This window comes from Halobellus marinus (genome assembly GCF_032113415.1).
GTDB classification, from domain to species: domain Archaea; phylum Halobacteriota; class Halobacteria; order Halobacteriales; family Haloferacaceae; genus Haloquadratum; species Haloquadratum marinus.
Window position 1 is genome coordinate 2884642 of sequence record NZ_CP134946.1, and the last position, 22438, is coordinate 2907079.

Consider the following 22438-nt stretch of genomic DNA (forward strand, 5'->3'; position numbering starts at 1 on the left):
GACCGTTCGTTCCGAGTTTCGACCGCTGTCTTGCGATTAATCTGCGAAAGGTTTAAATATAAATGAGACTAACGTGGAGTTAGGAATCACGATGAGTACCAAGCAACTGGCCGGCGAAGACGAGCAGATAGTCCGCCGGTACGAATACGAGGACAGCTGGGTTCTCGCGGCTGAGCTCGGCTTCGCCGACGAGGACATCGACGTCGACGTCGTCGGGGAGACGGCGATCGTCGTCGCCGACACGCCCGAGGGAGTTTCCGAAGCGGAGTTCGAACTCCCCGGATCGGACGCATCGGTCGAGACGAAAAACGGCGTACTGACGATCACGGTCGAGAAATGAAGCTCACTGTCAAGCCACTCAAGCAGAAGGACGCCGGGCGCGGCCTGGCGGCGATGGACCGCGAGGCGGCTGCCGAACTCGACCTGGAGGGCGGCGATTACATCCGGATCGAGGGCAAGGGCGGCACCGCTATTGCCCGCGTCTGGCCGGGATACCCCGAAGACAGCGGCACGGGCGTCATCCGAATCGACGGGCGGCTTCGCCAGCAGGCGAACGTCGGCATCGACGACCACGTCGAGGTCGAGAAGGCCGACGTCAAGCCCGCGAAGGCGGTCTCCGTCGCATTGCCGCAGAACCTCCGGATCAGCGGCAACATCGGTGCCCACCTCCGCGATAAACTCGCCGGCCAGCCCGTCACGAAGGGACAGAACATCCGCGTCCCCTTCGGCTTCGGCTTCATGTCGTCGTCGAGCCAGCCGATCCCGCTGAAGATCGCCTCCACGGAGCCGGACGGCACGGTCGTCGTCACCGACTCCACCGAGGTGTCGATCAGCCAGACGCCCGCCGAGGAGATCGCCGCGGGCGCCGAGGAGGAAAGCGACACGCCCTCCGTCGCCTACGAGGACATCGGGGGCCTCGACAGGGAACTCGAACAGGTCCGGGAGATGATCGAACTCCCGATGCGGCACCCCGAACTGTTCCAGCGGCTCGGCATCGAGCCGCCGAAGGGCGTCCTCCTCCACGGCCCGCCGGGGACCGGGAAGACGCTCATCGCGAAGGCCGTCGCCAACGAGATCGACGCCTCCTTCCATACGATCTCCGGGCCGGAGATCATGTCGAAGTACTACGGCGAGTCCGAAGAGCAACTCCGCGAGATCTTCGAGGAGGCCGAAGAGGAAGCTCCCGCGATCGTCTTCATCGACGAGATCGACTCCATCGCGCCGAAGCGCGGCGAAGCCGGCGGCGACGTCGAACGCCGCGTCGTGGCGCAGTTGCTCTCGCTGATGGACGGCCTCGACGAGCGCGGCGAGGTCGTCGTCATCGGCGCGACCAACCGCGTCGACGCGATCGACCCGGCGCTCCGCCGGGGCGGCCGCTTCGACCGCGAGATCGAGATCGGCGTACCGGACCGCGAGGGCCGCAAGGAGATCCTTCAGGTCCACACGCGGAACATGCCGCTGTCGGACGACGTCGACCTCGACGCCTACGCCGACAACACCCACGGCTTCGTCGGCGCGGACATCGCCAGTCTCACGAAGGAGGCCGCGATGAACGCGCTGCGGCGCATCCGGCCCGAACTCGACCTCGAATCCGACGAGATCGACGCCGAGATCTTGGAGTCGCTGTCGGTCACCTCGAAGGACTTCAAGCAGGCCATCAAGGGGATCGAACCCTCGGCGCTGCGTGAGGTGTTCGTCGAAGTCCCCGACGTCTCCTGGGAGCACGTCGGCGGCCTCGAAGACACCAAAGAGCGCCTCCGCGAGACGATCCAGTGGCCGCTCGAGTACCCCGAGGTGTACGAGGCGATGGACATGCAGTCCGCCAAGGGCGTGCTGATGTACGGCCCGCCGGGTACGGGGAAGACCCTGCTCGCGAAGGCCGTCGCCAACGAGTCCGAGTCGAACTTCATCTCGGTGAAGGGACCGGAACTGCTCGACAAGTACGTCGGCGAGTCCGAGAAGGGCGTCCGCGAGATCTTCCAGAAGGCCCGCGAGAACGCGCCGACGGTGGTGTTCTTCGACGAGATCGACGCCATCGCAACCGAGCGCGGCAGCAACACCGGCGATTCGGGCGTCTCCGAGCGTGTCGTCTCCCAACTGCTGACGGAGCTCGACGGGCTGGAAACCCTCGAAGACGTCGTCGTCGTCGCGACGACGAACCGGCCGGACCTCATCGACTCGGCGCTGCTGCGGCCGGGCCGCCTGGACCGCCACGTCCACGTGCCCGTCCCCGACGAGGAGGCTCGCCGGGCCATCTTCGCGGTCCACACCGGGGAGAAACCGCTCGCCGACGACGTCGACCTCGACAGGCTCGCGGGCCGTACGGGGGGCTACGTCGGCGCCGACATCGAGGCCGTCTGCCGCGAGGCGTCGATGGCTGCCTCCCGGGAGTTCATCAACAGCGTCTCCCGCGAGGAAGTGGCCGAATCGATCGGCAACGTCCGCGTGACGATGGACCACTTCGAGCAGGCCCTCGACGAGGTGGGTCCGAGCGTGACCCCGGAGACCCGCGAACGGTACCAGGAGATCGAAAAGCGCTTCCAGACCAGCGAGGTCGAGCGCGAACCCGAAGGCGGCGTCAGCCGCACCTTCCAGTAGGGGCGGCTGGCTGCGGATAGCCGGGACTTACGACGATTTTTACGTTTTCGACGCCGGCATACGCGATCGCTCGCGGCTCCGCCTTGATAAACCAAGAAACGATTTCTTGTTTATTTCACCGGAAACGCGGTGTCCCCACGGACTTGTTTCGCCGCTTTCGGCCGGGTCAGTCGTCGCCGTCGAGGACCTCGTCGAGATCGGCGAGAATCCGCTCGGCGTGACCCTCCGGGGAGACCCCCTCGTAGGCGAGGACGATGTCGCCCTCGGGGCCGACGACGTACGTGTTGCGGAAGACGCCGTCGAAGGTGTTGCCGAACATATTCTTCTCGCCGTAGGAGTCGTAGGCCGTCGAGACGGCACCATCCTCGTCGGAGAGCAGGCGGAACGGGAGGTCGTACTCCGCGGCGAACGGCGCCAGATCGTCGACGGGGTCGTCGCTAACCCCGAGGACACGCACGTCGCGGGCAGCATACTCGTCGTAGGCGTCGCGGAAGCCGCAGGCCTCCGTCGTACAGCCGGGCGTGTCCGCTCGCGGGTAGAAGTAGACCACGACGTACTCGCCGCGGTACGAGGAGAGCGAGACCGTCTCGCCGTCCTGATCGGGCAACTCGAAGTCTGGGGCAGGCATACCGGGAGCTAGCATCGTCCTCCCTTGCGCGGTCGGCGGCTTCAAGACGTCGAAGGCGGGTGGTGTGTGGTAGTTGACCGTACCGATTGCTGTCGTATTCTGGGGCGCCGTTCGCCGTCCGATTCTTGCTATACCGTCTGCCGCTTTCCAGCGCCGCCAGACACAACCGATAATTTCAACGAAGGTGAGCGTTCAGGTAGCAGACGATTCGTATGACTACGACAACAGATCTCGACCGCGCGGAAGATCTCAAAGAACGCGCCGGCGACGAAGAGTTGACCGACAGCGACGTCGAAACGCTGATCGAACTCCTCGACAGCGACGACGAGGAGGCCCGCGGGGTCGCCGCGAAGGCGCTGAGTTCCCACTCGAAGGACCACGCCGCCGGACTCCGGGAGTACGCCCCGGAGTTTCGCTCCCGCGTCACCGAACCGGACCAGGACTCTACGCGGCAGTCGTACCTCGGGGAGACGCTGAGTCAGATCGGTCTCGTCGCGCCCGAGGAAGTGGTGCCCGTCGCACAGACCCTCTTCGAGTTCACGATGAAGCCGTGGCGGTTCTTCAGTTTCACCGACGCCGTCGTCGCCGCAGCCGTCGATGACGACGAGGTTCTGAACTTCCTCCGCTCGCGGACCGACAGCGACTCACAGCCGGAACGCAACAACGCTCACTACGCGCTCTCGAAGGTCGCAGACGAGGCACCCGGCAGGATCACTCCCCATCTCGCGGAGTTCGTCGAGGTCGTCGACGACGGCTCCGAATACCTGAAGATCCGCGGCCACGCGGCCAAGACGTACGGCCTCGCGGCCGCGGAGTCGACGACCGTCCGACCGGAGGGCGACTCGCTGTCGACGCTTCTGGAATCCCGCGAGTCGACGGCCGTCGAGGGCGCGCTGGCGTCTCTGGCCGCACTCACGGAGCATCCGTCGATGGATCTCGCGCCGGGGCTCTACGACGAACGCCTCGAGATCCTCGCCGCCGGCGACGACGAGGAGGTCTCGCTGTGGTCCGACGACAGAAAGCGCGTCGAGGCGATTCAGGAGTATCTCGCCGGCCGGACGGGTGCCCACACTACAGACTCGGGTGGAGGGCAGGCCGGCGGCGAGGAGACACAGGTGTTCGACGGGTCGGAAACCACCGAGGTCGCGCCCGCCGACGTCGGGGGCGAGGCTGCAAACGGGAGCCGTACCACGGGTGAAACCGGCGCGGGCGACGACCGGGACGGATCTAGCGGAGTGTCGTTCTGTCCGAACTGCGGCGAGGACCTCAGACAGTGGTCGGATCCGTCGTTCTGTACCGGCTGTGGGTTTGAGTTCCCTTGAGGGCCGCCGCCCGAACTCGACGGCGACGTCGTCCGGGGCGTCCCGACCAACCGACGGCTACGTTGTCGGAGGCGTCCCGACCGACCGACGGCGACGGACCGAACAGGTAATGAACGACGAACGACAGGAGAGGACATACAGGAATGCTCCCCGACCCCGCCCCCGGCGTCACGATCATCGACCGCTACCGTCTCCTCGAACGCCTGGGTAGCGGGGGATTTTCGACCGTCTGGCGGGCACGCGACACCGACGAGGACCGCGAGGTCGCGATCAAGATCTCGCGGGGAACCTCACACGACTGGGAACAGACCCGGCGGCACTTCCAGCGCGAGTTCGACGCCCTGCAGGCAGTCCAGCGGGCCGGCGGGCATCCGGCCGTCGTGAGCGCTCACGACGGCCGGATCTCCGAGAACGACGCCTTTCTGGTGACGGATCTCTTGGACGGACCGATGCTGGAGACCGCGGTCGATCGCGGGACGGTCACGCCCGGTATCGACACCGTCCGTGGGATGGGGACCGAGATCTGCGACGCGCTCGCGTTCCTCCACGACAACGACGTGCTCCACCTCGACGTCAATCCGACGAACGTCAGACTCACCGAGCGCGGCGACCCGGTTATCATCGATTTCAACACCGCCGCCACCGCCGAGGGGGACACGACGCTTTTCTACGAGAACCCCTTCAAACCGATCGAACAGACGCCCGACGAGGGGAGCGACATCGAGACGGGAAAACCGGCGGACGTCTACGCCTGCGGCCACCTGCTCGCGTATCTCCTGACCGGCGAGAAGCACGGCGACGAGAGCCGGACGTCCGAGACGGTCGACCTCGATCCGGACGCGGCGGCGTATCCGGAGCGACTCGCGAACGCCCTCCGGCGCGCGACCGCACGGTACCCCGAGTCGCGCTTCCGCTCCTGTCGGGCCTTCGAGCGAGCGCTCCGAGCGATCCACCGCGGCGAGACACAGACCGCCCGTCTGGAACACACGGACACCGGCCAGGCGTTCGAGGTCCGATCCGGCGATATTCTCGGTCGAGACACCGATGCGGCCGATCTGGTGCTCCCCGACGGAGAGCAGTACGTCTCTCCCGAGCAGGCCCGGTTCGAGGCCTGGGGGACCGGCTGGAGCCTTCGGGACCTGAGCACCAACGGGACGTACGTCGACCGCGGCGACGGCTGGGTGCCCGCGCTCTCGGATCGCGGCTTCCGGAAACAGCAGAACGCGGGCGTCGACCGCGGCGCCGACGGTCGGCAACCGCCACGCCGACAGCGACTGACCGACGGCACCCTCGTGCGTCCGGTCGCCCCGGAGTTCGAACTGACGCTGCGGTTCCACGAGGAGTGATAATGATTACTCTCGGATCTCCACGGCGACGTGCTCCCGTGACCGGATTTCGCGCCGCAAGCCCACAGTATATTTATCCTCACCAACAGTTACGTCAGGTAATGTCGTCGAAGGCTGCCTCACTCAGGCGGCGGGCCGAGTCGGACCCGCGGGCGCTCGTGGACGAGATCGACGAAATCAACGACTGTCTGACCGCTGCATACTACGACGAGCGGCGCCACGCGACGAGCGCCGCCCGGAAGGTGGCGTACGTCGCCCCGGAGGAGATGACGGAGTGTGTGGACGAACTCGCCGAGATCGCGGACGACGGGCGCTCGACGTCGATCCGCAAGGACGCCTGTCGCGCGCTCGGACACATCGGCCGCGTCGACGGGCGGGCGGTCGACGCACTGGCCAAACAGCAGCGGACCGCCACGGATCGTGAGGTGCGCTCGACCGCGGCGACCGCCCGGAATTCGTTAGCACGGGCCTCGCTCCCGGAGTCGGCCGACACGAGCGACGACGGCGGGGATACCGACGTGTTCGATCCGGACGCGGCGGGTGGCTCGGACACTGACGTCTACGACCCGGATGCGAACTCGGAGACGGACGTTTCCGGTGAAGAGCCAAACGGCGGACAGTCGGACACTGACGTGTACGGAACTGGACCCGGGGACGACCAGACGGCCGGGCACTCGGACGTCCCGAACTTCTGTTCGCACTGCGGGACGGACCTGCGGGAAACATCCGCTCCGAACTTCTGTCCCCACTGCGGAACGGAGATTTGAAGAATTCAGGTAAACAAAAGAGGACACGTCATACTCACTGGTGGATCGCTGTGTGTCGCCTTCGGTACAGAACCGTCCCGACTATCGAAGCGAAACGAGAGGAAACACGGACATCTGTTCATCTGGTAGTATCTCTCTCAACGCTTCCCCGTCCGCTGACAGTAAATTGATGTGACATCGAAAATTTATGCGGACCCGAATGGATCCCAAACTGCGAAATGAGTTGGAGGAAGCCGCAGACGAATCGATCGACGAGTTTCTCATCGAGATGGCGCTCGTCGAGACCGACGAGGAGGTTATGTCGACGGAGTATGTCCTCGGGATGCTCGAAATGACACTAGTCGACAGACTGGTCGACGAAATCTCCAGAGAAGAGATCCAAGAGTTGGGTAGAGGTGAAATTGTCGAATGCGTGCGGCCGAACTGCGACGAAGTGTTTGACCTCGTTCGGAATGGGGGAAGTTGTCCGGAGTGCCAGACACCCCATCCGGATGGCTCATCGGACAGCAATGAGCGCTTTGTCGCCCCCGACAGCGATGTCGGTACCGACGACGCGTGGGAACTCCTCGGCGACGTCCGAAAGATCGTCCGTCGTCGCGAGGACGATATCCGGGCCGCCCTGAACCGGGACGACGCTGCCGACGCCGGAGATACAACGCTCTTCGACTCCTGATCGATCTTCCCTCGGCCGACATCAACAGTCAGAATATGTCCAGTACTGCGAACGCGTCGTACGTTTGGGAGATATCGATCGCACAGGGCGAGAGCACAGCCGACCGCGTCGGATGGAGTCGCGCCCTCGACAGTAGCTTAATGTGAGACCGACGAATTAAGCGGACCCAAATGGATCCTTCACTGCGGGGTGAACTGGAGGTAGCCGCCGACGAGTCGATCGAGGAGTTCCTCGTCGAACTCGCGCTCGTCGACACGGACGAGGGGCCGGTCTCGACAGAGTACGTTTTGGGGATGCTCGAGATGGTGCTGATCGGCGTCCTGACCGACGAGATATCCGACGAACAGGCCAGAGAGATGGAGGGAGACGAAGAGGAGGTGATCGGCGAGATCCGGACGATAGTCCGACGTCGCGAAGACGACATTCGGACCGCGCTGAATCAGGGTGACGCGGGCGACCTCGGCGACGGAGACACGCAGATCTTCGAAGGGTGATCCTATGCCCTCGAAGAGTGACCCTACGTTCGCGGCGTGACAAGACAACCAACAATCACAAAGAATATGTTTCGCACTGCGAACACGTCGTACGTATGGCAGATACTGTCGAGTGCGTGCGGCCGAACTGTGGTGAGGTATTCGACCCCGACCAGACCGGCGGATCGTGTCCGAGTTGCCAGACCCCACACCCGGACGCAACGACGACCGGCCCGGGCGGCGACGACACTGGCGGCGGAGGCGGCGACGACACCGGCTCGGGCGGCGACGACACTGGCGGCGGAGGCGGCGACGACACCGGCTCGGGCGGCGACGACACCGGCTCGGGCGGCGACGAATCGAAGCCGGAAGTTTCGTGTCCGGATCCGGACTGTTCGGGCACTATCGCGGCGGGAGCGGACTACTGTTCGGCGTGTGGGACCGAGCGCGGAACGGAATTCGACACGGGCGGCGAGCAAGGAGGCGAAAGCGGACCGCCGACCTGTCCGAACGGCCACGAGGTCGACCCCGACGCGCAGTTCTGTCCGCAGTGTGGCGAATCGATCCCCGACGACACCGGAGCGGTGGAAGACGAGGGACCGCCGACCTGTCCGAACGGCCACGAGGTCGACGCAGACGCCCAGTTCTGTCCGGAGTGCGGCGAATCGATCCCCGACAACGTCAGCGGCGGCGCCTCGGAGGGGCCGTCAGTCACTCTCGAAATCGGATCCCAGGCGTACGACGTGATCGAAGACGGGGAGATCACCGTCGACGACGACGAGAAGAGCGCCGACGTGTTCGGGACCGACGCGCGGCGGGCGGCCCAGGCCGAAGGCGTCGACGCCAGCACCGCGCGTCAGATCCACCGCGACTACCTCTCCTTCCGCGTCGACGGCGACGACTGTTACGTGACGAACGAGGGGCGAAACCCCACGAAGTACAACGGCGACGACTTCGATCAGGACGAGGAACGACAGCTGAACGACGGTGACACGATCGACCTCGGCGCCGGCGCGGTGACAGCAGTCGTGCAACTGGACAACTGACGGACTCGCCTGCAGACGCGGACGGGTTCTTTTCTTCGTGTAACGAGGCCCCACCGGCAGTAAGCAATCTATACCGCCGGACAGGAGCGAGTACAATCTCCCAAAAGGTTATGGTATCCGGAGAGAAAGCGACTCATACATGACGACGAGTATGAATGTTGAGCTCGATCGCCCGTACGTACCGCCGGAAGAGCGGTCCACTGTTTTCGCCGAAGTCGACATCGATCCGGGGAGTCAGCCGGGAACCGCGACGCGGCAGGTCGTGATCTGCATCGACCGGAGCGGCTCGATGGACTCGATGTTCAGCACGGGGGAGGCGAAGATCGAGCAGGCTCAGGAGGGCGCCAAGAACGTGCTGGGGCTGTTGAACGACGACGACCACCTCGGGATCGTCTCGTTCAACAGCCGCACGTCCGTCACGCAGGACATCCAGCAGTTCGGCGACCTCGACGAGAACGACGTTCGGACGAAGATCGATGGCATCACCGCGAACGGCGGGACCGACATCTACGGCGCCCTAGAGCGGTCCCGGGATATGCTCGATGGACTCCCGGGCGGGCAGAACACCACGAAGCGCATCCTGCTGCTCTCGGACGGCGAGGACAACGACAAGGAGGCGCCCGACTTCGAGCCGCTGGCCACCGAGATCGGCAACAACGGGATCTCGATCGTCTCTGCAGGACTGGGCGCGGCGTACGACCAGCCGACGATCAAGACGATCGGCGAGGCGTCCCAAGGGTCGTGGGACCACCTCGACGACGCGCAGGGCATCCTGCAGTTCTTCGGCAGCGCCATCGAGGACGCGGGCAAGACGGTCATCAGCAACCCGCAGGTTCGGATCGACGCGGTGAGCGGCGTCGAAGTGCTGGGGGCGTTCCGCCGGCGGCCGCAGGTCCAGGAAGTGAACCTCTCGGAGGCCGGCGGCACGTACGCCGTGGGGCTGCCAGACCTGCTGAAGCGGCAACAACAGCAGGTGATGTTCGAACTCGAAGTCCCGGGGCGGCCCGAGGGCGAGGTGCAACTGGGCGACATCCACCTGGACGCCGGACAGCAGTCGCTCTCGGAGAGCCTCCAGGTCGAGTACACGGCCGACACGGACCTCCAGCAGGAGCGGAACATCGACGTCTGGGCGAAGTACCACGACGCCGACGCGCGCACCACGCTCGCGACGGCGGACACGCAGGCGGCGCTCGACGAGGCCAAAGAGAAGACGGAGATGGTCAACGCTGTCGCGGGCGACACCCAGATCGCGACGAACCTCGAAACCAGCGTCACGAACGTCGAGGAAAGCGGGAAGGGTGAGGCCGAGAAGGAAGCCAAACAGGAGTCGACGATCGTTCCGGACGAAGACGCGTTCCAATAATCGGCTATGAGCACGGAACCGAAGCAGGGGGCGATCATCGGCAACTATCGGCTCAAAGACGAGGTCGGCGTCGGGGGGTTCGGCCGCGTATGGCTGGCCGAGGATCGGACGACGGGCGATGAGGTTGCACTGAAGATACCCCGCCACGACAAGGTCAGCGAGACGCTCCTGGATAAGTACGTCAACCGGGAGCTACAGGCGCTCAAGGAGATCAGGACCGTCGGCGGCCACCCGAACCTGATGAATCTCAAGGATAGCGTCTCCAACGACGGCGACGTGATCCTCGTCGTGGACTTCGTCGGCGGCGACGAACTCGGCGAAATCGTCGAAGATCGATCGGGGTTCGGCGCCGACGAAGCGCGCGACATCGGGATCGACATCTGCGATGCGATGTCGTTTCTCCACCAGCACGAGATCGTCTACCGCGATCTGAAGCCCGACAACGTCCTGCTGGACGGTCAGCGCACGCCGACGATCATCGACTTCACGACGGCGAAACAGGTCGATGTGTCCGATCTCTCCCGGGCGAGCAAGGGGACGTCCGACAGCGGGACCAACACGGAGGTCGGCGGCGACCCCGCGTTCAAGCCCCCGGAGGTGCTCCCAGACGGGATCGACAGCGATCAGGGCCCCTGGAGCGACGTCTACTCGCTCGGGAAGATCCTCTTCTTTATGATCACGGCTCAGAAGTTCGAGACGGACGGGCTCACCCCCAGCGACGTCGGCGGGACGAGTCCGAGTTACCTCGACGAGATCGTCGAGCGGGCGACGGCGAGAGACCCCACAGAGCGGTACAGCAGTGCGACCGCGCTGAAGAACGCGCTGGAACGGAAAGATCCCACGCCGCCGCAGACGGCCGAACTGTACCACGTCGGGGCCGACCGCACCTACGATATCGAAGAGGGCGATACGATCGGCCGCGACGACCCGCCGAAGACCAGCATCTCGATTCCGGCGAAGTACGTCTCCCGCGTCCACTGCCGGATCACCCGCGATGCGACAGGGTCGTGGGTACTGGAAGACGAAAGCACCAACGGCACGTACTACCACGAGGACGGCGACTGGGTCGAAATCCTCTCGCCGAACGGCAGACAGAAACTCCGAAGCAAGGGCCGGGACGTCGAGGCGACGACCGACACGAAGCGGCTCGAACCCGGCGACACCTTCGCGTTGGTCGATCCGAACTACGACAAGCAGACGTGGTTTATTTTCCAGGGTGAGAACTGAATGTACTACGCGTCACGTTGTGATCTGGGGGACCGGAAGCGAAAACAAAACGACAGGCTCCCGCCCGGGGAACAGTACGTCAACGAGGACAGCACCGCGGCGCTCGTCTTCGACGACATCCACCGGAGTACCGAACGGGAGGCGGGGGTCTTCGTCGTGGCAGACGGGGCCGGCGGCGAAGATGCGGGCGACGTCGCGTCGTATCTCGCGACATCCGTCATCAGCGAGGACCTCGCGGAGTACGTCGTCACCACGCTCACCGAGGATCCGAGCGACGCCGACATCGACATCCCGGCGGAAGTCAGTCCGGGCGGCGACCGCATCGATCCCGAGACGGCCATCGAGGAGGCAGTCCAGGCCGCTCAGGCCCGGATCGTCGAGTACGCGAAGGCCGCCGAAGACGAGAACGCGGATCCGAACAATCCCTTCAGAGCGTACACGACGGTCGTCGCCGGAATCTACGACGGCGAACGGCTCCACTACGGCTGGGTGGGAGACAGTCGCGCGTACGTCATCAACACCGCAGCGGAACGGATCTCGCCGCTGACGAAGGACCACTCGGAGGTCCAGGCGCTCGAAGACGCCGGGGCGGTCAACGAGACCGAGGCCCTGGTGCACCCGGACAGCCACAAGATCAGACGCGCAGTGGGCGGAACGTCGTTCAGCGATCCGGAAAACGGCGTCGAGGTCGACACCGGGTCGGTACCGGTCTACGAGGACGACGTGTTGCTGTTCACGAGCGACGGCCTCATCGACGCTTACCCCGACATCGATCCCCTGCACCGACGGTATCAGGCCGCCACCGGCGACGAGAAGGAGGCCGTCGCCCAGGAAATAAAAGAGACAGTGGTCACGGACGACGACATCCAAAAAATCGTCCTGGAGGGCGACTCACTGGACACCACCGCAGAACGCTTCATCGAGTTCTCGAACGAGAAGGGCGGCAAGGACAACCTCTCGATCCTCCTGGCTCGCGGGGAGACGTTGCCGCCGACGCCCGACCCACTGCCGCCACGCGGGTTCGAAGAACGGGAGGAAGAGGACGTCACGAGTCAGGAAACGGCGATCATCCCGCCGGAGGATTCCGACGACGGCGAAGCGGGATCGGAGTCGGAAGCGGCATCGACGGCCGAGACGCCGCCCCAGGCCTCCGCCAACGGCGAGTCGGCAGCCGACTCGGAAGCGGCGGACGCGAGCACCGACGACGCCGACACGATGACAGCCGACGAGGATCCCGAAGCGGCGGCATCCGACGGGGAGGCTGCAGATTCACGGGAGGCGTCAGGCGGATCTGCTGCGCCGGCCGAGGACGCAGAATCGGCCGACAGCGCAGCCGCTGAGACCGACGGACCCGACACGCAACCGGACGGGTCCGCATCGGCGGGACAGACCACCGAAGACGGGGCGACTGCGGACGAAGCACCTGATGAATCCGCCGCCCAGCCGAGCGAAGAGGCCGCAGAGGCTGACGACGAGGCCGGCGATTCAGCAGAGCAGGAGTACCCGACCGTCCGCCTGGTAGCCGCGTCCGGAGAATCGTACACTGTCACGGAAGGCGATACCTTCGGGCGGGGAAGCGACGCCGACGTTCAGATAGAGGGCCCCAACACCATCTCACGCGTTCACGCCCGGGTGGTACTGACTGGCGACGACGAGTGGCGACTCGCGGATCAGTCCAGCGGGGGAACGTACGTCGAGGCCGCCGGCGAGTGGAAGCGCGTCAAACACACGCGAACGCCACCGCTGGATTCCGGGACGCTGCTCGCCCTCGGCAAGCGACACGAGGACTGCGTCTTCGAGTTCCGCCTCTGAGCAATGGTGACGAGGCCAGTCCACGTCGAATCGTTGGTGCACTACTACGTCAACGAGGTCCGCAGCGACCGAGGACTGCGGGAACTCGACTACGACGCCGACCTCGCTGCGATCGCGCGCAGTCACAGTTCCGATATGGTCGATCGGGTCTTCTTTTCGCACACGACGCCGGAGGGCCGGGACATCGGCGATCGCTACCGCGCCCACGAGTACCACGTGGATTACCCACGACGCAACCGCTGGGGCGAGAACATCGCCCAGCGATCGTTTCCACTGAGCCGGATCGACCGCCGCCCGGAGGAGGATCGCTCGCGGATCCTCGTGGAGACGGCGCAGGCGATCGTCGATCAGTGGCTCAACTCTCCGGAGCACCGGAAGAACCTCCTCGACGAGAACTGGAAGCGGGAGGGGATCGGCGCCAGCGTCCGGGAGTCGACGACGCCCGAACAGCTGTTCGTCACGCAGAACTTCTCGTAGGCCGGGAGTGGATCTGCGCGTCGACCTCCGTCAGGCGTCGTAGATTCGTGTCTCGTCCGACGGTGACGACGACTCGTACACTTCTGTTTCGGTTCCGGAGTCGGTTGCGGCAGCCGACGGACTGCCGCCGTCCTCCTCGGGTCCCGACGCGCTCCCGCCGCCGTCAGCGTCTTCGACTCGTTTCTTCGAGACGTTCGCCTCCGTAATCTCGTCACCGAGCCACTCCGGGGCGTCGTCGTCGGCAGCCTCACGCCACGCCCACGCGTCGTACACGTGCACGTCGTCGGTCCCCCGCTCCCGCAGTTTGATCTCCTCGGGGGTCGCCGCCGCTTCGCTGTCTGCCGGTTCCAGCCGTCGCGCCACCTTCATTGCGGCCTGTCTGGGTCGCTGTCCCGTGAACTCTCCTGCTTCGCTCCCGTCCGTCAGTCGCCGTGTAAACGTTCGCGTGCCGTCGTCTCGTGCCATCGATGTGTACGGAGTATATTGGACAACGATGAATAAACTGTCGGCGATCAAACAGTCGACAGTATCAATACCTTCCTGAGAGATGAGGGTGTGTGATCGACAGAATCGAGAGCGAAGTGGAGATGCTGGATCGGCACCTTCGAGTTCTCCGGACTGTCGCCGCCGATGAACCGATCGGGATCGTCCGTCTGTCGAAGGACCTGTCCATCCCAGATCACAAGGTCCGATACTCGCTGGAAGTGCTGGAGGAAGAAGAGCTGATCGAGCCCACAGCGAAGGGTGCCGTCACGACAGAGCAGCTCGACGCGTTCGCCGACGGCGCAAACGAGCGGCTCGAGGACCTTCGCGACCGGCTGATAGCCGCCAGGATCGGCGACGGTTCCACGGAAGTCGTCGACCACGACGACGCCGGGTCCGAGGATAGCTTCGAGGACGGGGCCGGGGACGAGACGCGGATTTACAGGGAGTGATACTGTCGAGCGGAGATTCGCGGAGAGTTTCGAGGCACAGCAAATCGCCACACAGAGACCACCTACAGGCCGACGCCGGCACCGACGAGACGACGAAAAGAGCTTTTTGCACACGTGTCGTTTAGCCAACTGAAATGCTACGTGGCGAGGTCGATTTCTTCAACGATACGGGCGGATACGGCTTTATCCAGTCTGACGACGTCGAGAAGGACGTGTTCTTCCATATGGAGGATATCGACGGCCCGGACCTCACGGAGGGCGAGGAAGTCGAATTCGAGGTGGAGCACGCCGAGAAGGGGCCGCGAGCGATACACGTCCGGCGGGATCCGGACGGTCCAGACGACGAGGGGGGCGACGACAACACCGACGTCTACGACCAGGTGGGAGCGAGCGAGGTAGAGGACAGCACGCACACCGAAGTCTACGGGGAGGCCGAATCGACCGACGTGTACGACGGGGAAGACCCAGCGTACTGCCCGAACTGCGGCGAGGCACTCGCCGCGTATCCCGATCCGGACTTCTGTCCGGGCTGTGGGAGCGAACTGACGGTCGGGGAGTGACGAGGACCGCGGTAATCTCCCCGGATAGACACGGATGACTACCGCCGGTATTCCGCTAGCGCTGTGCCCGAATTCAGGCACCGATCAGCGTTCGAAGTGACGGGTGACTGAACACTTTTTAATCAGCCGAACGCGATACGGCAGATATGAGAGACGACAGACTGCAAGGGGTGCGACGGGAATGTCGCTGACGCCGGAGTGGACCCAGGACGTCGGCGGAACCGCGACGAAACTCCAGTATCACGCCACACCGGGGCTGCTCGCCGTCGGCATCGACGAGGACTCCGCGGCGGGACCGGGGGTGGCGTTCCTGTGGGCGTGGGCGAGCGACGGGACCCGAATGGGGACGCTCGAGACGACCGGGAGCCTCCAGCGAACCGAGTATCACGACCGTGCGGAGTTGGTCTTCGCCGTCACCGACGACGATCACGTGTACGCGATCGATCCCGAAACGGCCGACCTGCGATGGGATACGCAGGCCTCGGCTATCGCGGCAGCCACCGACGAGACCGTATTCCTCCGGGGCGGAAGCACCGTCTGGGCGCACGACGCCGAGAGCGGCACTCGCAAGTGGCGTCAGGCACTCCCTGACACGGTCTACGGGGGGTCGACATACGTCGACGGAACGCTGTTCGTTCAGGTGGGGGAATGGCGGGACGAAGGCGTGGTCGCGATCGACGCAGCGACTGGCAAAGAAGAGTGGTACTACCGGCCCGGGGCGGCTGAGAACGTACTCGTCGGTGACCACGGAATATACACCGGCTTCGACGACGAGGATCGGGAGACCGAACTGGCGTCTCTCAACAGTACGACGGGGGTGGAACAGTGGGCCTACGACACGGGCCGCTCGTATCTCTCGGTAGAGCCGACCGAGTCGGCCGTGTATCTCCGGAAGCAAAACACCGCTGTCGCGCTGAATCCGGTGACTGGCCGGGAGATCTGGACCTCCGAGGAGTATTACGACTTCGAGGAGCTGCTGGTCGAGGACGGAAACGTCTACGGGTGCGTCGAGACGCCCGACCTCCACGATTACAGTTTCGTCAGACTCGACCCCGACACCGGCCGGACGCTGTGGGAGATCGACCTCAAGAACCAAAACTGGTCGACGGCGGGATTGACAGCCGACGACGGGGACGTCTACGTCGGCACCGACGACTACCACGACGACGAGGCCGTCCTGTATCGGCTGAACGGTGCCACCGGGAGTCCGTACTGGGAGTTCCCCGTCGACGAGACGATTAACGACATTGCTGGCGAAGGCGACCCTGTTTTGACGCTTTCGAGCAATACGCTGTATGCAGTCGACACCGAAACGGGGCGGGCAGCGTGGTCTTTCGCCGACGAGAGTCTGTTTGTGAATCTGGCTGCGGACCGACGCGTCGTGCTCGCGGGCAGCGGGCGTCAGTACGTCCTCGATCGTGAGACCGGAGCGGTCGAGGCCACGATCGACACCGACGGCCCCGTCACAGCGTTCGACGGGGCCCTCTTCGAGGCGGACGGCTCGCTCGTGACTGCCTCCGCTGTCGCCGAACGCCCGGGGGCCTTCGGAGGCGACGCGGCTGAGAAGGCGGGGTCGAACACGAAGGTGTACGATGATACGGCCGAGGTCGCCGGCGAGACGGGCGTCTACGACGAGGCGGCCGATTCGGCGGCGGCGGACGGGGACCCTGACGCGGGAGGCGACACCGCCGAGGCGCAGAACACTACCTCGACGGTTTCGTTCTGTCCGAACTGCGGGACGGATCTGGACGCCTTCGGCGACGTGAATTTCTGTCCGGAGTGCGGGATGGAACTGCGCTGAGTGTCAGGCCAGCGTCGCACGGCCGCCGGATTCGGCCATCAGCCAGACGGTGAGCGCTCCCGTTACGCCCATCCCGACTGCGAACGCGAACAGGACGGCGTAGGTGCCAGCGGTGGCGACCAGTTCGCCGGCCACGACAGGGGCGACGAACGACCCCAGCCACCCGGCCACGCTCGCGAGCGCAACAGCCGTCCCCGCGGCACTGGCGTCGACGAACTCCTGAATCGACTGGTACAACAGCCCGATCTGGAGTTGGATAAAAACCCCAGCGAGGACGAGCATCGCGACCAGAACTGCGATCGTGCCGCTGTAGAACATTGCCACCGCCAGCACGGTCGTACCGACGAACGAGGCGGCGAAGACAGGCCGTCGTCGCTGGGCCAAAACGGTATCCGAGAGCCAGCCACCCGTGGGCCGTGCGAGAATCCCCACCGCGGGAAACAGCGCGACGAACGCGCCGCTGTCGGCCAGGGAGACGCCGAACTGGCGAGTGATGTACGTCGGCATCCACGAGTTGAAGACCATATACAGCGAGTAGCCGAGGATCGTCACGACGACGACCATCCACACGTTCCGGTTTCGCACCACCCGCTTGAAGCCGAGCAGCGAGATCGGTTCCGTGGACGTCCGGTACCGTGAGACCTGTCCACCCGCGACGTAGAGCCCGATCGACGTCAAAAGCACCGCGCCACCGAAGACGGGGAACACCCCCGGCCAGCCGATGACGGCGGCGAGCCGCGGCGCACCGAGTTGGCCGAGCGCGTATCCGGCGGGATAGCCCGAGATGAGCACCGACGTCGCCGTCGCCCGTCTGTGGGCCGGGAACGTGCTCGAGGCGATATTGACGCTGACTACCCACAGCACGAACATCCCGACGCCCGCGAACAACCGAGTCCCGATCAAAAGCGAGACGTTCCCGCCGGATGCGGCGAACCAGTCTCCGATGCTGCCGACGAGGAGGATGACCGCCGCGGCCGGGACCACCGCACGGGTCTCGACTCGGTCGAGATAGACGCCGTTGGGGATGCCGATCACTGTCGCGGTGACCTGTGGCATCGAGACGAGCGCGGCGGCCGTCGCCTCGGTGATGCCCAGGTCGGCCATCATCAGCGTGAGAATGCTGGCCGGGGTGATCAGGTACGCACCGACAAACAGAAGCAGTAGCCAGCCGACCGCGACGGTTACGATCCGCCACGTCGAACCTTCGGCCAGATCAGGGCCGCCTGTCGGCCAGATATCCACCACAGGGAGACTTGATGGAGTTCGAAAATAGTCCTGGCGGTTGGCGGTTGCTATCCGAGAGCGTAACCGAGACGGCTCGTCCGGGAGTACTCGGACGGGGCTGAGTCGACCGCGCGATCTGACGGGGGGAAAAGCAGACAGATTTTACTCGATCTCGTTCCAGGCCACCCCTATGGGACGTTCACGGGACGGGACGGAGGCAAGATGTCGTTGAAGCCAGAGTGGACCGAAGAGATCGACACAGTGCCCGATGCGATACAGTATCATCCGTCCCCTGGACTTCTCGTGGTGGGGACGGACACAGAGGGCTCAAGCGGACCCCGGATCGAACTGCTCTCCGCCGCAGAGGGGACCGCTCGCGGATCGATCGAGACGACGGGGGCGCTGCGCGAGACAGAGTACGACCCGACTTCGGGGACGCTCTTTGCGATCACCGACGACGACCACGTCTACGCGATCGATCCCGAACGCGGGAGCCGTCTGTGGGACGCGTGGGCTGCTTCGGTTGCCACCGTTGCCGACGGACGGGTGTTTCTGTCCGCAGATCGGACGCTCTGGGCGTACGATATCTCTGATGGAAGCCGGAAATGGCAGACGACACTTCCGGACAGCGTCGCCGGCCAGATCGCACAGCTGGCAGGAACCCTCCTCGTCGGCGTCGGCGACTCGAGCATCGAACGCGTCGTGGCCGTCGACCCGGCGACGGGCGAAGAACAGTGGGACTATGAGCGGGAGCGGTCGATCCGGGAGGCCTGGTTCACCGATCACGGCGTGTACGCACAGATCAGCGCCCGGGACGAACTGGTTCGAATCGCGACCGACGCGGAGGCGACAGGGGCGGACGACCAGGCGGTCTCACCGCTGTTCGATCCGGACGCGGGGACAGAGCAGTGGTCGTACTCACTGAACGACGGCTCGGTGCTCGGGACCACCGTGTCGGTAGTTCCGCGATCCGGGCGGGTGTACGTCAAAGAGAGCGGAACGGTCTCCGCGCTCGACCCCGAAAGCGGCAGCAAGATCTGGCAGTCGCCCGAGTACGACAGTTTCGAGTTCTTTTCGATCGCTGGCGAGGCACTGTACGGCGTGGTCGAAACGGCGGACGACAGCCGCTTCGTCAGACTGGATCCCGACTCGGGCCGGGCGATGTGGGAGACAGAGATCAGAACCACGACCACCGTGACAGACAGACTCGCGGGCGACGGGGGACGGCTCTACGTCGGGACGCGCGAGACCCATCGGGACGGGTCAATCGTCGAAGACGGCCCAGCGGCGTATCAGCTGAACGCGGTCACCGGCCGCATCGACTGGACCTTCGAGACCGACGAGCGGGTCGCGTGGATCGCCGGGGACGGGGATCCAGTCATAGTCGGCGAGGAGACCTCTCAGATTCACGGCGTCGACGCGGACAGCGGGCGACAGCAGTGGTCCTCGTCGGGCGAATACCTCCACTTCGAGGCCGCCTCCGACCGGCGCGTGGTCGTCGTCGGAAAGGGAGACGAGAAGGACCTACACGTCCTCGATCGGGCGGACGGGACAGTCGAGTTTGCGACGACGAGCGAAGTATACCACACGGGCGGCGGCGCGCTGTTCGCCTCGAGCGGAACGGCGATCGAGGCGTATCCGATAGCGAGCCAGCCGGCAGTGTTCGCCAGTCCCGACGATCGCTCCGGAACGAACACCGAAGTCTACCCGAGTTCCGGGGAGTCGTCCGGAGAGACCGACGTGTATGAAGCACGCGAAGCCGACGCCGAGGAAGCAGTGGGGTGGACCGACAGCGAAACGACGGCAGTCTCCTACTGTCCGAACTGCGGGACCGACCTCGCAGCCTTTGGCGACGTCAACTTCTGTCCGGAGTGCGGCGCGGACCTCTCGACAGAATAGGTCCTCTCGGCGTTACCGGAGACGCCCGTCCTCCAGGTCGGGTTAGTCGAGCCGTTCCGCGGCGTCCCGATCCATAAGGGGACCGGCGTTCGTCGACGGGAGGGTCACGACGTCCTCCGCGGCGAGGTCGTACTCGCGGTCGTCGACAGCGAGAATCCGCCCCACGTCCTCGGTGATTCGGAGCGTGACACGGTCGGGATCGTCGGCGGTGCGATCGCCCCTTGCCCGTGAGGTAGCCGCGGTTCCGCCGACTCCCTGATCCGCCTGGGCGTCGACCTGCGACGCCGAGCGATCGGGTTCGGCAGCGGTTTCGTCGTTGGCTTCGACGACCGGCGGGTCGGTGTCGGAGCTCTCGGATGCGTCCGCGACAGGCGCGTCTGCTGTCGGTTCCGGAGCCCCAGACGGTGACGGTTCCGAGGGCACGTCCGGAACGGGATTCGGTTCGCCCGACGCGGACTCGGAGCCGCCGTCGGGCTCGAAGCCCGTCGCTTCCTCACCCATCGCCGCCGCGAGTACGTCCTCCGGGCTCGTCTCCGACTCCGCAGACTCCTCTGAGATCGGCGGTGGGGTCGGTGCCCCGTCGGTGGTGCCGTGGTCTTCGTCTGCGGTGACGGTCGCTTCCGGTTCGGCGCTTTTGGCCCCTTCGCCGGAGAGAACATCCAGGACCGCGCTCCGGTTCTGCTTGATGCGCGCGACCAGATCGTCGAACAGGGCGCGCTCCTCTGCGGTGAGTCCGGCAGTGTCGGTGCTCATATCCGCGGCCGCGAACGACGCGAGTTTCACGACCTTGCCGACGCGGCGCTCGTAGATCGCCTCGACGACGTCCTCTGCGGTCTCGATTTCGTCTGTGAGTTCGCCGACCTGTGGGTCGCCGAAAGGGTCGTCGGCCGCCTCGGCCGCGCGCTGGCGCTCGGCTTTGCGCTCGGCGATGTAGTCGGCGACGTCCTCGTAAAACGAGTCACGGAGATGCTGGAGGCTGTCCTTCTGGCGCTCAGTCCGTCGGACGCCCCGTAACTCGTCTAAATCCATATGTTGTGGGTCACTCCTTGATCTTCTCTGCGCGTCCCCGGGTCATCAAGAATATCCCGAGGCTTTCCTCGACGGATTGCTCGCCCGCCGGGATAGTAAACGTGTCGCCGTCGAACGTAGTCGGGCCCGGATCGGTGACGTCGACTCTGATCTCGCGGCCGCGGAACCGTTCGGGGATCGCGTCGGACAGCGGCCGGAAATCATCGAGTTCAGACCGATCGAGCGGGGTCACCACCAGCCCGGAGCCGCCGTGGAGGCTCCCGGGCAAGCGGATCAGCCGCTTCGTGTCGGTCGTCACCGGCTCGTCGATCGGCGCGCTCTCGGCTTCGATTGCCTCGGCCGCAAGCGCGTCAACGAGGATTCGCGTGCCGGGACCTCCCGCTTCGACGTTGCCCTCGCGGATCGCCTCGAAGTTGTGCTGGATCTGTCCGAGGATGGTCTTCGCTCGCCCCTCGCCGATGCCTTCGAGTTCTTGGAGCCGTTCGAGGGCGGCCGTCTCTTCCATCTCCCGCAGGCGCTCCGCGAGGTCGACTAGCCGTCGGTGGACCCGCGCACCCCACCCCCCGCGACGGCGGAGCATCCGGCGGGTCGTCCCACGGTTCGATTCCGTAGTGATCAGGCCGTCGACGTCGAGATCGATCGCGCGCACGTAGTCGACGATCTCCCGGCGGGCCTCGCTTTTGAGTTCCCGGACGGCAGGGTCGCGGACGTGGACGTGATAGCCGCGTCCGCCGGAGAAGACGACCTCGGTCTCCTCGAATCCGAAGTCGTCGTCGATAAACGAAAGGAGGTTACGGAGTTCCGTCTTGCAGGCCGCAAGCATCTCCGCGTAGGAGGTCTCCTCGGGGTCGACGCCGGGGAGGTGGTCGGCGTCGAGGTCGAACACGAGATCCGCGGACTGCCAGCCCTTCTCGTCCATCGACGACGCGCCGGGATCCGCAAAGCGGGCCGACGAGAAGTAGACGTGCCGGGGCGCGGTCCGGTGCAGGAAGTCGTCGAGGTCACCGATATCGAGCAGCGACTGGTGACGGATCATCGTCGTCCGCCCGGCGCTCCAGGGGATGTGTCCCCACTCGCGACGATCGGCGGCGGGCGGCACTGAGACGTCGCTCCGGCGGTAGTAGTCGCCGAAGCGCCCTTCGAGATACGTCCGCGTGCGCGCCTCCATCGGTCGATGACGATAGCGGAGGGAGGAGTAAAGCCGTTGTGCCTCGCCGGCGTGAACGAATTCGACACGCCAGGGTCGAATACCGGCGGA

The 22438-nt window shown here is 65.1% G+C and carries 18 protein-coding genes and 3 pseudogenes; 16 read left to right on the forward strand and 5 right to left on the reverse strand.

Annotation, left to right across the window (positions count from 1 at the left end; all coding sequences use genetic code 11):
- Nucleotides 1-91: 91 nt before the first annotated feature.
- A complete protein-coding gene (locus RJT37_RS14265) occupies nucleotides 92-340 on the forward strand; it encodes an Hsp20/alpha crystallin family protein (RefSeq protein WP_313685477.1) in 249 nt (82 codons plus the stop codon).
- Nucleotides 337-2598 carry a CDC48 family AAA ATPase gene (locus RJT37_RS14270; RefSeq protein WP_313685478.1) on the forward strand — a complete coding sequence of 754 codons (2262 nt, stop codon included), beginning with the start codon at nucleotides 337-339 and terminating at the stop codon, nucleotides 2596-2598. Before RJT37_RS14265 ends, RJT37_RS14270 begins: the two co-directional genes overlap by 4 nt.
- Nucleotides 2599-2764: 166 nt before the next feature.
- Here RJT37_RS14270 and bcp read toward each other — a convergent pair whose 3' ends face one another.
- Complete coding sequence (gene bcp / locus RJT37_RS14275; RefSeq protein ID WP_313685479.1) at nucleotides 2765-3241, reverse strand: thioredoxin-dependent thiol peroxidase; 477 nt, start codon at nucleotides 3239-3241, stop codon at nucleotides 2765-2767.
- 197 nt (nucleotides 3242-3438) lie between these two features.
- Here bcp and RJT37_RS14280 point away from each other — a divergent pair, with 197 nt between their 5' ends.
- The 10 genes from RJT37_RS14280 (at nucleotide 3439) to RJT37_RS14325 (ending at nucleotide 13732) form a co-directional block, all read left to right on the forward strand.
- Nucleotides 3439-4548: a hypothetical protein gene (locus RJT37_RS14280; protein ID WP_313685481.1), complete on the forward strand. Its 1110-nt coding sequence runs from the start codon at nucleotides 3439-3441 to the stop codon at nucleotides 4546-4548.
- A 143-nt stretch (nucleotides 4549-4691) separates the two neighbouring features.
- The gene (locus tag RJT37_RS14285) at nucleotides 4692-5894 is read left to right on the forward strand and encodes a protein kinase domain-containing protein (protein ID WP_313685483.1); all 1203 of its coding nucleotides are present in this window, start codon (nucleotides 4692-4694) and stop codon (nucleotides 5892-5894) included.
- A 101-nt stretch (nucleotides 5895-5995) separates the two neighbouring features.
- Nucleotides 5996-6661 (forward strand): hypothetical protein, encoded by a 666-nt coding sequence (locus RJT37_RS14290; RefSeq protein ID WP_313685485.1) that lies wholly within the window; start codon nucleotides 5996-5998, stop codon nucleotides 6659-6661.
- A gap of 268 nt (nucleotides 6662-6929) precedes the next feature.
- On the forward strand, nucleotides 6930-7334 hold the full coding sequence (locus RJT37_RS14295; RefSeq protein WP_313685487.1) for a hypothetical protein: 405 nt from the start codon (nucleotides 6930-6932) through the stop codon (nucleotides 7332-7334).
- Between the two features lie 170 nt (nucleotides 7335-7504).
- Nucleotides 7505-7828: a hypothetical protein gene (locus RJT37_RS14300; protein ID WP_313685489.1), complete on the forward strand. Its 324-nt coding sequence runs from the start codon at nucleotides 7505-7507 to the stop codon at nucleotides 7826-7828.
- 95 nt (nucleotides 7829-7923) lie between these two features.
- Nucleotides 7924-8853 (forward strand): double zinc ribbon domain-containing protein, encoded by a 930-nt coding sequence (locus RJT37_RS14305; protein ID WP_313685491.1) that lies wholly within the window; start codon nucleotides 7924-7926, stop codon nucleotides 8851-8853.
- A gap of 151 nt (nucleotides 8854-9004) precedes the next feature.
- The gene (locus tag RJT37_RS14310) at nucleotides 9005-10216 is read left to right on the forward strand and encodes a vWA domain-containing protein (RefSeq protein WP_313685493.1); all 1212 of its coding nucleotides are present in this window, start codon (nucleotides 9005-9007) and stop codon (nucleotides 10214-10216) included.
- 6 nt (nucleotides 10217-10222) lie between these two features.
- Nucleotides 10223-11443 (forward strand): FHA domain-containing serine/threonine-protein kinase, encoded by a 1221-nt coding sequence (locus RJT37_RS14315; protein WP_313685495.1) that lies wholly within the window; start codon nucleotides 10223-10225, stop codon nucleotides 11441-11443.
- Nucleotides 11444-13255, forward strand: a complete 1812-nt coding sequence (locus RJT37_RS14320) for a protein phosphatase 2C domain-containing protein (protein ID WP_313685496.1) — start codon at nucleotides 11444-11446, stop codon at nucleotides 13253-13255.
- A 3-nt stretch (nucleotides 13256-13258) separates the two neighbouring features.
- Complete coding sequence (locus tag RJT37_RS14325) at nucleotides 13259-13732, forward strand: CAP domain-containing protein (protein WP_313685497.1); 474 nt, start codon at nucleotides 13259-13261, stop codon at nucleotides 13730-13732.
- 162 nt (nucleotides 13733-13894) lie between these two features.
- Here the strand turns inward: RJT37_RS14325 and RJT37_RS14330 are convergent.
- Nucleotides 13895-14197 (reverse strand): annotated as a pseudogene (locus tag RJT37_RS14330) (non-histone chromosomal MC1 family protein); the annotation flags it as partial.
- 92 nt (nucleotides 14198-14289) lie between these two features.
- On the opposite strand from RJT37_RS14330, the pseudogene RJT37_RS14335 reads away from it, so the two are divergent.
- The 3 genes and pseudogenes from RJT37_RS14335 to RJT37_RS14345 form a co-directional block, all read left to right on the forward strand.
- Nucleotides 14290-14580, forward strand: a pseudogene (locus tag RJT37_RS14335) (hypothetical protein); the annotation flags it as partial.
- A 221-nt stretch (nucleotides 14581-14801) separates the two neighbouring features.
- Nucleotides 14802-14990 (forward strand): annotated as a pseudogene (locus RJT37_RS14340) (cold-shock protein); the annotation flags it as partial.
- 418 nt (nucleotides 14991-15408) lie between these two features.
- Nucleotides 15409-17028 carry an outer membrane protein assembly factor BamB family protein gene (locus RJT37_RS14345; protein WP_313685498.1) on the forward strand — a complete coding sequence of 540 codons (1620 nt, stop codon included), beginning with the start codon at nucleotides 15409-15411 and terminating at the stop codon, nucleotides 17026-17028.
- Nucleotides 17029-17031: 3 nt separating this feature from the next.
- On the opposite strand, the gene RJT37_RS14350 is transcribed toward RJT37_RS14345, so the two are convergent.
- Nucleotides 17032-18270 carry an MFS transporter gene (locus RJT37_RS14350; RefSeq protein WP_313685500.1) on the reverse strand — a complete coding sequence of 413 codons (1239 nt, stop codon included), beginning with the start codon at nucleotides 18268-18270 and terminating at the stop codon, nucleotides 17032-17034.
- 204 nt (nucleotides 18271-18474) lie between these two features.
- Here RJT37_RS14350 and RJT37_RS14355 point away from each other — a divergent pair, with 204 nt between their 5' ends.
- Nucleotides 18475-20151, forward strand: a complete 1677-nt coding sequence (locus RJT37_RS14355) for an outer membrane protein assembly factor BamB family protein (RefSeq protein ID WP_313685502.1) — start codon at nucleotides 18475-18477, stop codon at nucleotides 20149-20151.
- A 42-nt stretch (nucleotides 20152-20193) separates the two neighbouring features.
- Here RJT37_RS14355 and RJT37_RS14360 read toward each other — a convergent pair whose 3' ends face one another.
- Nucleotides 20194-21180, reverse strand: a complete 987-nt coding sequence (locus RJT37_RS14360) for a hypothetical protein (RefSeq protein ID WP_313685503.1) — start codon at nucleotides 21178-21180, stop codon at nucleotides 20194-20196.
- A gap of 10 nt (nucleotides 21181-21190) precedes the next feature.
- On the reverse strand, nucleotides 21191-22348 hold the full coding sequence (gene priS, locus RJT37_RS14365; protein ID WP_313685504.1) for a DNA primase small subunit PriS: 1158 nt from the start codon (nucleotides 22346-22348) through the stop codon (nucleotides 21191-21193).
- Nucleotides 22349-22438 lie beyond the last annotated feature (90 nt).